Origin of the sequence: Streptomyces sp. HP-A2021, assembly GCF_022807935.1 — a bacterium.
Taxonomy (GTDB): domain Bacteria; phylum Actinomycetota; class Actinomycetes; order Streptomycetales; family Streptomycetaceae; genus Streptomyces; species Streptomyces afghaniensis.
In genome coordinates this window covers 8,787,639-8,802,710 of sequence record NZ_CP094344.1, presented here as the reverse complement: position 1 = coordinate 8,802,710, position 15,072 = coordinate 8,787,639, and the positions used below count along the sequence as shown (strand labels likewise).

At 68.4% G+C, this 15,072-nt stretch carries 11 protein-coding genes and 1 pseudogene; 11 read left to right on the top strand and 1 reads right to left on the bottom strand.

Annotated elements, in window-relative coordinates:
* The first annotated feature begins 49 nt into the window (after nt 1-49).
* Both MQE23_RS39665 and MQE23_RS39660 read left to right on the top strand, forming a co-directional pair.
* Nucleotides 50-2,272, top strand: a complete 2,223-nt coding sequence (locus MQE23_RS39665) for a cytochrome P450 (protein ID WP_243381662.1) — start codon at nt 50-52, stop codon at nt 2,270-2,272.
* 271 nt (nt 2,273-2,543) lie between these two features.
* Complete coding sequence (locus tag MQE23_RS39660) at nt 2,544-3,686, top strand: acetamidase/formamidase family protein (protein ID WP_243381661.1); 1,143 nt, start codon at nt 2,544-2,546, stop codon at nt 3,684-3,686.
* 42 nt (nt 3,687-3,728) lie between these two features.
* On the opposite strand, the gene MQE23_RS39655 is transcribed toward MQE23_RS39660, so the two are convergent.
* Nucleotides 3,729-4,343: a GPP34 family phosphoprotein gene (locus MQE23_RS39655; protein ID WP_243381660.1), complete on the bottom strand. Its 615-nt coding sequence runs from the start codon at nt 4,341-4,343 to the stop codon at nt 3,729-3,731.
* Nucleotides 4,344-4,635: 292 nt separating this feature from the next.
* Here MQE23_RS39655 and MQE23_RS43705 point away from each other — a divergent pair.
* The 9 genes and pseudogenes from MQE23_RS43705 to MQE23_RS39610 form a co-directional block, all read left to right on the top strand.
* A pseudogene (locus tag MQE23_RS43705) lies at nt 4,636-4,919 on the top strand (hypothetical protein); the annotation flags it as partial.
* Nucleotides 4,920-4,940: 21 nt separating this feature from the next.
* A complete protein-coding gene (locus tag MQE23_RS39645) occupies nt 4,941-5,294 on the top strand; it encodes a putative Serine/threonine-protein kinase AfsK (RefSeq protein ID WP_020274060.1) in 354 nt (117 codons plus the stop codon).
* Nucleotides 5,295-6,566 (top strand): serine/threonine-protein kinase, encoded by a 1,272-nt coding sequence (locus MQE23_RS39640; protein WP_279345174.1) that lies wholly within the window; start codon nt 5,295-5,297, stop codon nt 6,564-6,566.
* Between the two features lie 235 nt (nt 6,567-6,801).
* A complete protein-coding gene (locus MQE23_RS39635; protein ID WP_243381658.1) occupies nt 6,802-7,794 on the top strand; it encodes a PaaX family transcriptional regulator C-terminal domain-containing protein in 993 nt (330 codons plus the stop codon).
* A gap of 522 nt (nt 7,795-8,316) precedes the next feature.
* Nucleotides 8,317-9,201 (top strand): alpha/beta hydrolase, encoded by an 885-nt coding sequence (locus MQE23_RS39630; RefSeq protein WP_243381657.1) that lies wholly within the window; start codon nt 8,317-8,319, stop codon nt 9,199-9,201.
* 242 nt (nt 9,202-9,443) lie between these two features.
* Complete coding sequence (locus tag MQE23_RS39625; RefSeq protein ID WP_243381656.1) at nt 9,444-10,682, top strand: glycoside hydrolase family 5 protein; 1,239 nt, start codon at nt 9,444-9,446, stop codon at nt 10,680-10,682.
* A 982-nt stretch (nt 10,683-11,664) separates the two neighbouring features.
* Nucleotides 11,665-12,723 (top strand): glycosyl hydrolase 53 family protein, encoded by a 1,059-nt coding sequence (locus MQE23_RS39620; protein ID WP_243381655.1) that lies wholly within the window; start codon nt 11,665-11,667, stop codon nt 12,721-12,723.
* 69 nt (nt 12,724-12,792) lie between these two features.
* On the top strand, nt 12,793-13,863 hold the full coding sequence (locus MQE23_RS39615; RefSeq protein WP_243381654.1) for a rhamnogalacturonan acetylesterase: 1,071 nt from the start codon (nt 12,793-12,795) through the stop codon (nt 13,861-13,863).
* A 33-nt stretch (nt 13,864-13,896) separates the two neighbouring features.
* Nucleotides 13,897-14,766 carry an SGNH/GDSL hydrolase family protein gene (locus tag MQE23_RS39610; protein WP_243381653.1) on the top strand — a complete coding sequence of 290 codons (870 nt, stop codon included), beginning with the start codon at nt 13,897-13,899 and terminating at the stop codon, nt 14,764-14,766.
* Nucleotides 14,767-15,072 lie beyond the last annotated feature (306 nt).

The following is a 15,072-nucleotide window of genomic DNA, read 5'->3' as shown; positions in this document are numbered from 1 at the left end:
GGCCGGACAACACCGCGCACAAGGTTCGAGCACGTGGAGCGTGCCCACCATGTCCGCCGACATCGACTTCATGCCCGGTGACACCGACTTCGACCACCACTCCGACGAGGCCAACGCCGATCCGGTCGCCTACTACGCGCGATTCCGCGAGAGCTGTCCGGTAGGCCGCTCCGCCGCCCATGGCGGCTTCCGTTACACGACGCGGTACGCCGACGTGGCCCGCATCGCCCGCGACGACGAGACGTTCTCCTCCGCCCGCAGCGACAACGGCGGCCAGGGGGTCGGCATCGTCATCCCCAAAGGACCGGGGCTGGAGCAGTATCCGATCGAGCTCGACCCGCCGCGTGCGACCGAGTACCGGAAACTGATCAACCCGCTGCTGACCCCGGAGGCGGTCGAGCACCTGGTGCCCATGATCGAGCGCCACGCCGCCCGCGTCGTGGACGACTTCATCGAGCTCGGCTCCTGTGACTTCGTCCGCGACCTCACCAACCCGCTGCCGGCTGCGGTCACCTTGGACTGGCTCGGCTTCCCCGAGGAGGACTGGGCGAAGCTGGCAGGGCCGATCCACGACATCTTCGCCGCACCGGCAGGCAGCGAACGCGCCGTGCGCGGAGCCGCCGGACTGGCCTACATGGACCGGCGCATCCGCGAGCTGATCGCCGAGCGCCGGTCCGAGCCGCAGCCCGACGGGGTCAGCACGCTGGTGGCCGGCCGGCGAGCCGACGGCAGCGAGTTCGGCGACGACGAGCTGGTGTCGGTGATCGGCCTGCTCATCGCCGGCGGCGTCGACACCACCACCTCGCTGACCGGATCGACCCTCGTTCACCTCGCTCGCCACCCCGACCAGCGCCAGAAGCTGATCGACTCCCCCGATCTGCTGGACACCGCGACCGAGGAGTTCCTCCGCGCGTTCGCCCCGTCGCAGTCGATGGCGCGCACGGTCACCCGGGACGTCGAGGTCGGCGGCTGCCCGATGCACGCGGGCGACCGGGTGCTGATCCCGTGGGTCGCCGCGAACCACGACCCCGCCGTGTTCCCCGACCCCGAGCAGGTACGACTGGACCGCGACGCCAGCCGGCACCTCAGCTTCGGGATCGGATCGCACCGGTGCGCCGGCGCACACCTCGCCCGAGCCATGTTCCGCGCGATGATGACGCAGGTCCTGACCCGGCTGCCCGACTACCGGGTGATCGAGGAAGGGCTCGTCCCCTACCCGACGCGCGGCAACCAGTCCGGCTGGGACGCGATCCCGGCGGTCTTCACGTCCGGTCCCCGGGCGACCGCGGCGGCAGGATCGATCCGCGCGCTGACCACGCCCACCCCGCTGCGGGTGACCGAGGTGCACGCGGCGGCCGACGGCGTCGTCGCCGTCGGCCTCGGCCTGCCGGACGGAGGGGAACTGCCCGCCTGGCAGCCCGGCGCGCACGTCGAGTTGCGCCTGCCCTCGGGCAGGCTGCGCCAGTACTCGCTGTGCGGCGACCCCGCCGACGCCGCGACGTGGCGCATCGGCGTCCTGCACGAACCGGAGGGCCGGGGCGGATCGGTCGAACTCCACGAACTCGCCCGCCCCGGAGTCACCTTCGCGGTGCGCGGGCCGCGCAACCACTTCCCGCTCACGCCGGCGTCGTCCTACCTGTTCCTCGCCGGCGGCATCGGCGTCACCCCGATCCTCGCCATGGTCCGCGAGGCCGCCGGACGCGGCACGCCCTTCACCGTCGTCTACGGCGGACGCACCCGCTCGACGATGGCGTTCGCCGACGAACTGGCCGCCGTCGCCGGCGACGCGCTCACCCTGCTCCCCCAGGACGAGGCCGGGCTGCCGGACCTCCCCCGGCTGCTGGGCGGCCTGAACGCGGACACCGCCGTCTACGCGTGCGGGCCGGGGCCGATGCTGGCGGCCGTCGAGCGCGAGTGCGCCCGCCTGAACCTCACCGACCGGCTGCACCTGGAACGCTTCGCCGCCGGGGACGACCTCGAGACGGCGTTCGACGCCGCTGAGAACCGGACCTTCGAGGTCCAGCTCGCTCGCACGGGAGTCACGCTCCCCGTGCCGGCCGACCGCCGCCTCATCGAGGTTCTGCGCGATGCCGTCAGCGGCCTGTCCTACGACTGCGAGAAGGGATACTGCGGCGCCTGCGAGACCCGTGTCCTCGCCGGGACACCCGAACACCGGGACTCCGTCCTCAGCGACGAGGAACGCCTTGCCGGACGCACGATGATGATCTGCGTCGGCCGCTGTCAGGGCGACCGGCTCGTCCTCGATCTCTGAGGGCCGGCCAGGCGGACGCGTCCACCGCCGCGCGCAACACCTCCGGGCACGACATGGGCTCCGTCCGAACAACGGTCGGGGCCCATCGTCGATGTGCCCGCCCCACTGCCGGACGAGCGAACAGACTCCCGTCCCTACGCCTACGCCCATCCCTATTCCCGAGATGGCATATTGCAATACGAGACACTTTAACCGTGTCGCCCTCAAGGTGAAACACCACGGCAACAGGGCGTTCCTAGCGTCGAGTCATCGCTTACAGAAAAGGTGGGCCATGACCGTGACCGACTCGCCCCTGCTCGACGTTGCCGCGACCGGCTTCCCGATCCTCCAGCCCGGTCGTGGGGAGATCGCGTCGACGACATACCTCCCGGCCACGCCCGGGAACACCCTGTGGGGTCGCCTTCCGTGCGAGGCGGACGCACCGTGTGCGGTCGTGCAACCGGGCTCCGTCATCACGGTCGACACGATCAGTCACGAGGGAGTTCTGGAGGACCAGGGCCGCAACCCGCGCGAGTTCTTCGGCCGCTACGGCGTCAGCGGCGGCCACGTGCTCGACGACGCCCAGCAGGTGGCGGAATCCGGCATGCCGCACGACTTCGACGATGACGGGCCGCACCTCGTCACCGGGCCGATCGCCGTGGCCGGCGCCAGGCCGGGCGATCTGCTCGCCGTGACCGTCCTCGACCTCACCCCGCGAGTTCCGTACGGCATGGTCTCCGCACGCCACGGCTTCGGCGCGCTCCCTGGCGAGATGCCGTCGCTGCCTGGCCCCGTGTTCACCTTCGCCACGGCACACACGGCTCACCACGGCGCGTGGGGCCGGATCGCGGTCGACCCGACGGACTCCGCCCGCGGCTCACTGCGCTTCCCGCTGCGGCCGTTCCTCGGTGTCATGGGCGTGGCGGTGCCCGGGGACAGGCGACCGCACTCGGTCCCGCCGGGGCGTCACGGGGGCAACATCGACGTCTCTCTGCTCGGCGAGGGCGCCACGCTGTTCCTTCCGGTGCAGGTCGACGACGCGCTGGTCTACTTCGGGGATCCCCACTTCGCGCAGGGCGATGGCGAAGTCGCCCTGACAGCGTTCGAGGCGTCGCTGCGCGCCACCGTGAAGCTCGAGGTGGTGCCGGGTGGTGCGGCTGTGCGCCCTGGTCACGGCCGCGTCGCCCCGTTCGCCGAGACGGACGAGTACCTCGTGCCGATCGGCCTGGACGAGGACCTGAACGAGGCGATGCGCGACTGCGTGCGCTGCGCGCTGAACCTGCTCGCAACCGACTACGGTATCGACCGCCATGTGGCGATGGCGTACCTCAGCGCGGCAGGCGACTTCGCGGTCTCTCAGGTCGTCGACGGCGTAAAGGGCGTTCACGGGAAGATCCGAAAGTCGGACTTCCGCGAAGTCGGCCGACCGGATTGACCGATGGGTCGCCAGGCATGGGGACACGCCGGGGCGGCGGGTTCAGACCCAGGAGCAGAGCGCTACGGACAACACGCACGCGGCGACCGCGGCCAGGATCTGGGCGCAGGCCGGCGGCAGGGACCGCACGATCGCCCCGTATTCGCTCCCATCCTGGTCCTCAGAGGTCACTCCGCAGGCCGTCGCAAGTGCGGCCAGCGCGGCGGAGCGCTCATCGGCCCCACTGCGCAAAGACCGGACGGCAGCACCCCGTTGCTCCTCGCACATGACGTCGTAGCGACGGGCCGAATCGGCCGGCAAAGGCAACCGCCGCGGCGTGCGAACAAGGACGCCCTCAGTGATCAAACCGGCCGCGAGACGCTTGTGCGCGCTGCCGCTCAGGGCCCTGACCCAGTGCGATGCTGTGCGAAGCCTGCGCGACGACTGGATCTGAACGAGAACCTCGCCCAGCACGCGGTCGCGCGACTGCGCGCCCTGGACGGCGACAATGTGTCCGTCAACTGTGTGGATGAGGCCGTCCATAGCCAGTTCCATCAGCGTCGCACCGCTCAGACCGAAGTCGAGACCGGTGCGATAGCTGGGAACACGCCCGTGCCCGTCCAAGTACACGGCCAACATGAAGTCGCCCGCAAGGCTCGTCGTAGAACCGGCTTTCATTCCCGTTCTCTCATTCGCGGCGCGTCGGCTTGGGCTTCCGGGTGCTTCCGGGCTGGGTAGCCGAACCAGATCCCGAAGGGTCTGACACAGCACTATGGAGGTCAGGCAGCATCTTCGTCAATGCAAGACACCGTCCCGGCATGCAGAACGCGCCTGGACACAGACATGGACCATGAACCCATCGGCGACGCCCCGTTTCAGCCATGCAAATGACCCAGAACAGTTCGCCGATGGTGCCGTAGCAGGAGACAAGCGCCGGATCGGCGTCCGTGCGCAGTGACCTGGCGGATCGCGACTCGCCCCTGCCCGCGTCCGCCGTGACTTCCGGCACATCTGCTGGAAGACCGCCCACCCGGCCGGAGCACCGAAACCCTCACACCCCCGGCCCCTGGACGACCGCGAGGCCGCAGGAACACCGCCCCAACCCGACGCCACGACGTGCACACATCCGAACAAATCGGGAGCTATGCCAAAGCGTGCCCTCCCGACCGCCCACGTGGCCTCTCGCCCGGTGACGGGTTCTCGGGCTGCCGGACGCCGTGGCTGAGAATGGTCTCTTGCGGGTGTGGCACGTGATGCTTGGTGCCGATGCTACGGATGCGGCGCTCGGCTGCGCTGGTCCCGGAGCTGAACCTGATCGGCAGTGGAAATCTGAGAGGGCGGCAGGACGTGGAGTTGCTGGACGGGGCGGATCCGGAAGCTGTTGGTGGCTATCCACTGCTGGCGCGTCTCGGTGAGGGTGGGATGGGGCGGGTGTATCTGTCCCGGACGGTGTCGGGGCGTCCGCTGGCGCTCAAGACCGTGCGTGCCGAGTTCGGACGGGAGCCGGGGTTCGAGGAGCGGTTCGCGCGGGAGATCCGTAACAGCGACCGGGTGCGCTCGCCCTGGACGCCTGCGGTGGTGGACTACAGCCCGATGGGGCAGCGGCCGCAGTGGCTCGCCACCGAGTAGGTGGCAGCGCCGTCCCTGTCGGAGTGGGTGCAGCAGTACGGGCGGCTGTCCGAGCAGTGCGTCCTGGCACTGGCGGCCGAGCTTTTCGGGGCGCTGGCAGCGGTACACGCGGCGGGGCTGACCCACCGGGATGTCAAGCCGTCCAATGTGCTGTTGGGCCGCCGTAGTCCTCTGCTCATCGATTTCGGGATCGCGCGCGCGAGGGAGGACACGCGTCACACGAGGACCGGCGGCGTGATCGGTTCTCCCGGCTATCTGGCGCCGGAGCAGGTGAGTGCCGGGGAATCGGGTGCAGCGGGTGATGTCTTCGCGCTGGCTGCGGTACTGGTGTATGCGGCGACGGGACGGGGCCCGTTCTCCAGCCCGGACGACGAGTTCTCGCCTGCGGTGCTGCTCTACCGCATCGTGCACCAGGAGCCGAACCTCGACGGCGTTCCGGCGGCCCTGATCCCACTCTTGCGGTCCTGTCTGGCCAAGGACCCCGAGCAGCGGCCCACGCCCGGCACCGTCAGCGTGCTGTTGGAACGCTTGGGCGGCCGGTGCGGTACCTGGCCGCAGGTGCTGCCCGAAGGGCTGGAGAGAGAGATCGCCGTGCGGGAGGAGGAGGCGCAAGCGCTGATCTCCGCAACAGTGCAACCGTCGTCTGTGGCGGCTGTGTCACGTGAGCCCGAACACGGCCCGGCTTCCGCCGACGCAAAGACCGCCGTCCTGCCGCCTGTCGGCCCCGTGCGACGGCGGGTGTCCGGCCGTACCGGCCGGGCGGTCGCCGGGACCCTGGCCGTGGCCTTGATGGCCGCTGCGGGCACGTTCCTCGTGCGGCATTTCTCCGGCGATGGCGCCTCCGACGGGACGCCTTCGCCGTCATCCACTGCCACTTCGCTTCCCGAGGCCTGGGCAGGTACATGGGTCGGCACCGGGCCGGGCAATCCCACTTCTGACGGCTTCACCGAGCCCCGCACCAACCGGTTCACCGTCACTTTGACTCTCCACCCGGCACAAAGAGGTGAGCTGGCGGGCAAGCAGGTCAGCAGGGTGACCGAAGTGAACACCAAACGTGAGCTGGGATGCACCGACACCCTGCGACTGCAGGAGATACGCAAGGCGTCGATGGTCCTCAAGGTGGTCAGCAGCCAGTCCACCGAACAAGGGGCCGAGGTCGCCTGCCCCAACGGCAGTACCTACGTCGTCACGATGACCGGCCGAGACACCCTGGGCCTGCACAAAGAAGGTGACCAGTCCGCCGGGGCGCCGTCCACCCTCACCCGGCGCTGACGGCTTCGCCCGCCGACACGGCGGTGCCGAGCCCTTGCCGTCCTGCACCGGTCAGTCGGACGCGGACGCAGGCCGGGCCCCGGGGCCCGGCCTCGCGCTGACCTGTCCGGGTGTGGTGATCTCGTGCCCGGAGGCGCAGGTCACCACCGTGCGGACCGGGCTGCCGCAGTCGTGGTGGAGCAATCGAGGCAGGGCCCCACCCGGCGATTTCACAACCATTAGTGTGGTGCCGACCGTGTCCACCGCGTCGGAGCCGACCTTGCCGAACCTGGCCAACCTCGAGGAGATCTTCTCCGACGAGGGTGACGGCGCCGCCGGACCCGTGCGGTCGCCCGGCTGGCAGAGCAGCGTCTCGCCGCAGGGACTCGCGGTGACTTTGATCGCCGACTACACGTTCCCCGTTCGGGCCTGGTTGCCGTCGGCGGCGATCGTGGCATTGCTCGGCGAGTTCCAGGTGACCGCGGGCGCAGCCCGTACGACGATCAGCAGGCTGATGCGCCGAGGGGTACTGGAGAGCAGTCGGCAAGGGCGGTACAGCTCTTACCGGTTGACGTCGCAGGCCGCCGTCGACCTGTGGAGCGGTGCCAGCTCGATCGCCACCTTCACCACCCAACCCGACTCATGGGACGGACAGTGGACACTGATCGCCTTCTCCGTCCCGGAACAGGAGAGCACGCGGCGGCGCGCGTTGCGCACCGCGTTGCGTTGGCGCGGATTCGCGCCGCTGTACGACGCGCTCTGGGTGTCACCGCACCCCCTGACCCCCAAAGGGCGGATCGAGGTGGCAGACCTGGCGCGGGGAGCGGTGACCGTGTTCCGCGCGCGGCAGGAGGATCTGGACACCGAGGCTGACCGCAACCCGGTCCAGGCGTGGGACCTGCCCGGCATCGCCGAGCACTACCAGGCTTTCATCAGCCGTTGGAGCGGCTTGCTTCCGCACATCAGCGCCGACGACGTCTCCGGCGCCGACGCGGTGCGCGCCCGGACCGAGGTCATGCACGCCTACCGGCACTTCCCCATCCTGGACCCGTTGCTCCCCATCGGGCTGCTGCCGCCCGGCTGGCCCCGGTCACGGGCGCGGGAAGTCTGCGTCGCGGTGTACGACGGTCTCCTCCAGCCGGCCCAGGACCACGTCCGCTCCGTGGTAACCCGATTCGCGGAGGGACCGCACCCCGACATCAGGGCCCATACGATCGCCGGCATGAGTGCGGGTATCGGCCACGGCTGACGACGGACCGTCGCGAGGGTGATCGGGCGGGCCTCGAAGACGCCACACCGGACCTCCCGCGCCTGCGATCTGTCGAATGCGCGTCGAAGACAACAGAGTTGAGCGCCGACGATTGACAGATCGGCACCCGATCGGGAATGTACCTGTTGCAAGACATGTGGGAACGCTCCCAGAGGTGCAGCACACGACGCATGGAAGGAGAGGCACCCCTGCGCCGTTCCCGCAGAATCAACACCTCCCCATCAGAGAAGCCGGCGGGTGGGCCCGAAGGGCTGCTCCCTCAATGAGTCACGGTTCGGCCGGTGTTCAGCGGCTTGCCGCATCTCCGCCGGCAAGCCACACCACGCCGATGACCACCACAGGCAGGACCGGAACGTCCTCCACCGTGCGCGATTCGCCGACCTGACCACCCCCACCACTACTCCCCCCACCACCTAGGTCAGTCTCACCGCCGCGGCATCACCGACGCCTCTTCCCGGCACCTGACCGAACAGCGCTCCGCACCCCCCACCAGGAGTCTTCATGACCATGCAACGGCGTAGTTTCGTGACGCTGAGCGCAGCCGGAGCCGCGGGCGTAGGCATGTCCCTGCTCGGCACGGGACACGCAGGTGCCACCGCGAGCGCCGGCGCTCCGACCCAGCGGTTCGCGGTCGGCGTACGTCAGTACGCCTGGAGCCGCGGCAGCCGCCGGTGGACCACCTACGTCTACTACCCCGCCACCGGTACTCCCGGTGGCTCCCCGGTCACCAGCGCCCCCGTCGCCCAGGGCGTCTTCCCGGTCTGCGAGTTCATGCACGGCTTGAGCAGCAGCCCGCAGAAGTCCCTGGCGATCATCCGCCCCTTGGCCGAGGCCGGCTTCATCGTCCCCGCCCCCCACTTCGCCAACCTCAACGACCAAGACGTCTACAACGGCAACCAGTCCAAGGACGTCTCCGAAGTCATCACCCGGACCCTCGCCCTCAACACGGCCGGCGACCCGCTGGCCGGCCACATCAACACAGCGGTCGGAGTCGGTGTCTCCGGCCACTCGATGGGCGGCATGACCACCCACGGCCTGCTCACGTCCTGGCCCGACGCACGGATCACCGCCGCGATCCCCATGTCCTGCGTGGACATGGGCAACCCGAGCCCGGCGGTCCGCGCCAAGGTCCTGTTCACGCACGGCGACCGGGACGGAACGTGCCCGATCTCCTCCGCCCGCCAGGCGTACCGGGAACTGCCCGCCGCCAAGGCGTTCCTCACCTTCCGCGGCGCCGGCCACAGCAACTACTTCGGCGACTCCCGGACCGTCAACACGTCCGTGGACTGGATGCGGTGGAGCCTGTACGGCGACACCGCGGCCCGCGACCGCCTTCGCGCCGACGCCACCTCCAGCACGACCACCTGGGAATCCGCCCTGAGCTGAGGAGCAACCACGCACGGCCCGGGTGCGCGCGTCTGCCGTGCTCGCCTCGCATCCGGGCCGTGCAGAGTGCGTGGCCACCCACGGACGCCCGTGAGGTCAGCCGCTGCGCAATCGACTGTGCTCGTTTCCAGGCCGGCGTGGACGCCACCGCCCGAACAGCCGACGGCTCCGGCCGCTCCCACTCGCACAGATGGATCCACTTGGGGGCCCGACGCCCTCAAGGACGCAAGAGAGGAAAGCTCATGGTTTCACTCGCAGGGAAGATCAGAGTCATTTTCCTTGCCGCCCTGTTGGCAGTTGCCGCATCGGTGTACGGCGCGGCGCCTCAGGCATCGGCCGATACCGCGGCACAGTCGAGCGCTTCACAGATCGTGGCCGACATGGGCGCGGGATGGAATCTGGGGAACCAACTCGAAGCCACCACCAACGGATACCCGAGCGAAACAGCGTGGGGCCAGCCGACGGTGACGCAGGCCCTCATCGACAAAGTGAGAGCGGCAGGGTTCAAGACGATCAGGATCCCGGTCTCCTACCTGGGATACATAGGGCCCGGCCCAAATTACACGATCAACGCCTCCTGGCTGAACAGAGTCCAAGAAGTCGTCAACTATGCCTACAACAGGGGCCTGCATGTGCTGATCAACATGCACGGCGACGGGTACAAGACCGTCAACGGCTCCTGGCTGATCTGCGATTCGCCTTTCCAGGCGACGATCAAGGCCAAGTACGAGAAAGCCTGGCAGCAGATCGCGAACAGGTTCAAGAACTACGACCAGCGCCTGATCCTGGAGTCCATGAACGAGGAGTTCGACGGGCAGTACGGCCGCCCGACCCAACCGTGCTACTCGAACATCAACAGCTACAACCAGATCTTCGTGGACACCGTGCGGAAAACGGGCGGAAACAACAGTTCGAGGTGGCTGCTCGTGGCCGGCTGGAACACGAACATCGATTACACCGCGGGGAATTACGGCTTCGCGCTTCCGTCCGATCAGTACCGCTCCCCCTCCATTCCCGCAAATGAGCGGCGGATCATGATCTCCGTTCATCACTACAGCCCCTGGGACTTCGCCGGAGAGGAAAGCGGCACCATCACGCAATGGGGCCGAGCAGCGACCAACCCATCAAGGACGTCGACCTGGGGACAGGAGGACTATCTGGACGCGCAGCTCAAGATGATGCGCGATGTGTTCGTCTCGAAGGGGTATCCAGTGGTGGTGGGCGAATACGGTGCCATCGACAAGTCATCGTTCGATTCGTCGAACAACAGGTACCGCGCGGACTTCGCACGGGCCGTCGTGGCCACGGCCAAGAAATACGGCGCGGCCACCGTCTACTGGGACAACGGGGCAACCGATCGGTACGGGTTCGGGCTGTTCAACCGGCGCTCCCTCACGGTCACCCAGCAGGGCATCATCAACGCCATCATGACCGGCGTCAGCGGCAGTGCTGCCGGCTCCGGCCATCCGTCCGGCACGTAGCAGGACCCGAATCTCGGCGACGGCTACGTACCTCTGCATACCTCGTGGGCGCGCAGTTGGGCAGGGTGGCGATGCCACCCGGTGTGCCATCTCGTCAACTGCGCGCCGACCAGCCGGAGACGCCACGCTGCTCTGCATCTGGGAGCACGTTCGGCAAACGGACGACAGCGCAGTCTTCACATGTGGCGACCGACGACGAGGTGTCTGCCGGACTGACCGGCGTGCCGAGCTCAAGGAGCTTCTGCGGTCTCTCAGAGCCCGGCTCGACCCCGAGGACATCGGCCTGCCCTCATACGAGCGGCGGCGGGTACCGGCCTGCGGCACGAGGAGCCGGCGCAGGCCGGCCGGAGTGTCAAGGGACCATCTGATCCGGCTGTAGTTCGTCGAGGTGGTCAGAGGCGAGGAGCGTAGAAATTCATTGATAGCCCGTCAAGCATTCTGTTGGCTTTCTCTGTTCGAGCGTGTGCGGGTGCGAGCCAACGAGAGGTCCCGTGCACAGTCCCGTCCTCGTCGTCGCACTCCTCTGAAAGGGCACTTGAACTGGGCTGACTCCCGCCGTTTCAGGCAGCTCACGGCCGAGGCACGGCGAGCCCCCGGCCCACAGGATCGCACTGCTTCTTCCATGGATTGGTGAGTAATGGTTGACAGCTTCGTGCCCGATCGAGAAGCTGCGTGAAGCACCTCAAGTTCGTTGTGATGTGACTGCGCACCACCTCTGTGATCGCTCACAGTCCCGACCTGGAGGAGCGCCCTGGCACGCCAAGGCCGCCCCCTTCGACACGTGCCACTCGTGAGCACTCCAGCCTCAGTGTGGCCACTCCGAGGGAGGCGCATCGGCTGGGATCGCACGCGGCTACACGAACTCCTTGGACCTGAGCGTCAGTTGCCCAAGAACCCGCCTCGCTCCTGGAGGTCTCTCACTGACCCGCTCTCCGCCGCCCGCGACGTCTCACCCGCGACCGACGGAAGGAAAGGACCGATCATGTTCCCGCAACCCCCCACACCAGTTGCCGGGCGCATCACCCGGCGAACCCTGCTCAAGGCCACCACCGCCACCGCCGGGGCGCTCGCCACCGCCGTCGCGTTCGCCGAACTCGAGACGCCCGCCGAGGCCGCGGCGAGCTTCGTCAAGGGCGTCGACATCAGCTGGGCACCTCAGATGGAGGCGCGCGGCTACTCCTGGAAGAATGCCGGCGGGCAGACCCAAGACCTGCTGACCATCCTCAAGGGATACGGCGTCACCGCCGTACGCCTGCGTACGTTCGTCAACCCTTCCAACGACCCGGCCAACGGGCACTGCGGCATCAACGAGGTGGCCGCCTTCGCCAAGCGGGTCAAGGCCGCCGGCATGTCGATCATGCTCGACTACATGTTCGGCGACACCTGGAACTCCGTCGGCGTGCAGAACCCGCCCGCCGCCTGGCGGAACATGACCTACAGCCAGATGCGCACCGCGATGGGCACGTACGTGAACCAGACCATGACGGTCATGAGGAACAACGACGTGCTCCCCACCTGGGTGCAGATCGGCAACGAGATCAACAGCGGGATCTGCCGCCCCGTCGGCAGCATCTCCAGCCCGGCGCAGCTGACCGGACTGCTCAACGCCGCATACGACCAGGTCAAGGCGGTGTCACCGAACTCGACCGTGTGTATCCACCTGGCCCAGCCGCAGAAGTACGACGTGATGACGACGTTCTTCAGTCGCTTCGCGGCGAACGGCGGCAAGTGGGACATGTCGGTGTTCTCCTCCTACGGCAGCGCTGACGTCGCGGCCGGGATTGTGGGGAACATGAAGAGGATCTCCGACGCCTACGGCAAACCGTTCCTGCAGAGCGAGTTCGGTGGTCGGGTGGACCGCGCCTCCTCCACCCAGGCCGCGCTGGTCGCCTACATCAAGGCCCTCAAGGCCAACGGCGGGCAGGGCATCTTCTACTGGGAGCCGGAGTGCATGTCCCCGTTCACCGGCTACACCATGGGCGCCTGGGACTCCGCCACGCAGCGGCCCTCCATCATCATGAACGGCTTCACCCAGGCCTGAGCGACGGGCCATGGACCTCAACCCGGGCAACTCTCCGGTCGAGAACTGGGATTGGTGATTGTAATGAGCATGACATTGCGTCTCGAAGGGCACGGAGTCAGGCTGGGAGCAGTGGGTCTGCTGACCCTGGCGACGCTGGTCGGCACCGGTGCGGCACATGCCGATACCGCCACGCGGGCCCTGCCGGCCGGTTGTTCCGGCACTGCGCCGATCAAGTGTCACTACGCGGTCTCGCCCGGCAACTACGACGTGACGGTCTCCCTCGGTGGTGCCACTGCCGCCGAGACCGACATGTGGGTGGAGGCCCGGCGCCTGATGCTGCCGGCGACGAAGACGGCGGCCGGTGCCGTCGCCACGTACTCGTTCACGGTCAATGTGCGGCAGCCGGAGGGGCAGCCGACCGGCCAGGGCGGCACCGGAAACCCCGGTCTGGACATCCGGTTCGCGGGGACCAACCCGCAGGTGTCGGCCGTCTCCGTGAAACCGGCGAACCAGCCGATGGTCGCCTACCTGGCCGGTGACTCGACCGTGTGCGACCAGTTCATGGCCCCGTACACGGGATGGGGCCAGATGATCACGCCGGCGGTGGGTCCCGGAGCGTCCGTCGCCAACTACGCCGACTCTGGGGAGAGTTCGGGCAGCTTCCTGAGGAACTCGGCGCTCTTCCCGGCGCTGCTGCCGAAGGTCAGGGCAAACGACGCGGTCTTCATCCAGTTCGGCCACAACGACAAGCAGACCAGCGCGTCGGCCTTCCGGAGCAACCTCACCTCCATGATCACGCAGGTCCGTGCGAAGGGCGGCGTCCCCGTTCTGGTGACCCCGCCGGTCCGTCGGCAGTTCAACGGCAGCCGGCTCACGCCCACGGCACTGCACGTCAACGGCGTCGGAGTGAACCTGCCCGCCGAGATGCGCTCGGTCGGCACGGCGCAGAACGTGCCGGTGATCGATCTGACCACCAAGAGCAAGACGCTGGTCGAGTCCCTCGGCCCGTCCGCCTCCGCACAGCTCTTCCTGCGCTCATCCGTCGACGGTGTCACGGACAACACCCACTTCTCGCAGTACGGCGCGAGCCAGATGGGCGGGCTGGTGCTCCAGAGCATCCGCGAGCAGCGCCTGCCCCTGGCCGCGTACCTGCGCTGACGACGCCCGGCGCCAGTCCCAAGGAGGGACCCGTTGAGGAACTTACGGATTCTCATCACGACCGCGCTCGTGATCGCCCTGTCGAGCCTCGGTGTCAGCGCCGCGTCCGCGGCGGACCGCGTCGCCACGAACTGCACCAGTGCCTCCCGCGCCCAGGCCCCGGCCGCACGGGCGATCGCCGCACCGGTCACCGTGTGGCTGGCCGGCGACTCCACCATGGCCAACCCGAGTTCCGGCCGTTGTCCGGTCGGCTGGGGCAGCCAGTTCGACGCCCTGTTCAACAGCGACGTGACGGTCAGGAACCAGGCGGTGGGAGGCCGCAGCATCCAGACCTGGCTGTACGAGGGGAACGTGAGCAGCACCAAGGGCGCGGACGGTGAGTGCCGCCTCACGTCCACCACATACTCGTCCCGCTGGCAGGCGATGCTGAACTCGACCACCGGAATGAAGGCCGGTGACTACCTGTTCATCCAGTTCGGCATCAACGACTCCTCCTCGACCTGCCCCCGGCACGTCGGCCCGGCCCGGTACCAGCAGCTGATGACCATGATGGCCCAGGCCGCCCTGGCCCGGGGCGCGCACCCGGTGCTGCTCACCCCGGTGGCCGCCATCACCTGCTCCGGCAGCACGGCGACCAAGAACCGCGGCTTCGTCTCCCAGACCTTCGCCGCCGGATCCGCCACCAGGGCCCCCGTCATCGACCTGCAGACGCTCAGTGTCTCGCTTTACAACAGTCTGCGCTTCTGCCCGAACAACGGCGACTACGGAGGCAGCGGTCCCCTGGGCACCTTCTTCTGCAACGACCACACCCACTTCGACACCTACGGCGCCCAGCGGGTCGCAGGGCTCGTCGCCGGTGACGTGCGCCGCCAGAACCTCCCGCTCGCCGCGTATCTCACGTAGAACGCGGCGGTGGGCGCGAACCGAGGCCGGTCGGTTCGCGGGTGGCCTCGATGACGGCGGTGCAGCAGACCTAGGACGCAGTCGTCCCTGCCAACCTGACGGTGGCGTACCGAAACGGCTTGGCTCCGACCGGGCCGCGGGGCGTGCGACGAAGACGGAGGCCGGGGCGAGGGTACGACCGGCTGAGCAATCTCCGCATCGGTGGTGGCAGGAGGCCTCTCCATGGCCGGAGGTCGGCCGCCCGGGCCTGCGGACACGGACTGCGCGGCCACTTCGTCCCGTGGGCCATGAGGTCCGCACCGCCGC

Bases quoted from the DNA above. Each gene is read 5' to 3' on its own strand.
- MQE23_RS39665 (WP_243381662.1), top strand. From the start codon at position 50: ATGTCCGCCGACATCGACTTCATGCCCGGTGACACCGACTTCGACCAC.
- MQE23_RS39660 (WP_243381661.1), top strand. From the start codon at position 2,544: ATGACCGTGACCGACTCGCCCCTGCTCGACGTTGCCGCGACCGGCTTC.
- MQE23_RS39655 (WP_243381660.1), bottom strand. From the start codon at position 4,343: ATGAAAGCCGGTTCTACGACGAGCCTTGCGGGCGACTTCATGTTGGCC.
- MQE23_RS39645 (WP_020274060.1), top strand. From the start codon at position 4,941: ATGCGGCGCTCGGCTGCGCTGGTCCCGGAGCTGAACCTGATCGGCAGT.
- MQE23_RS39630 (WP_243381657.1), top strand. From the start codon at position 8,317: ATGACCATGCAACGGCGTAGTTTCGTGACGCTGAGCGCAGCCGGAGCC.
- MQE23_RS39625 (WP_243381656.1), top strand. From the start codon at position 9,444: ATGGTTTCACTCGCAGGGAAGATCAGAGTCATTTTCCTTGCCGCCCTG.
- MQE23_RS39620 (WP_243381655.1), top strand. From the start codon at position 11,665: ATGTTCCCGCAACCCCCCACACCAGTTGCCGGGCGCATCACCCGGCGA.
- MQE23_RS39615 (WP_243381654.1), top strand. From the start codon at position 12,793: ATGACATTGCGTCTCGAAGGGCACGGAGTCAGGCTGGGAGCAGTGGGT.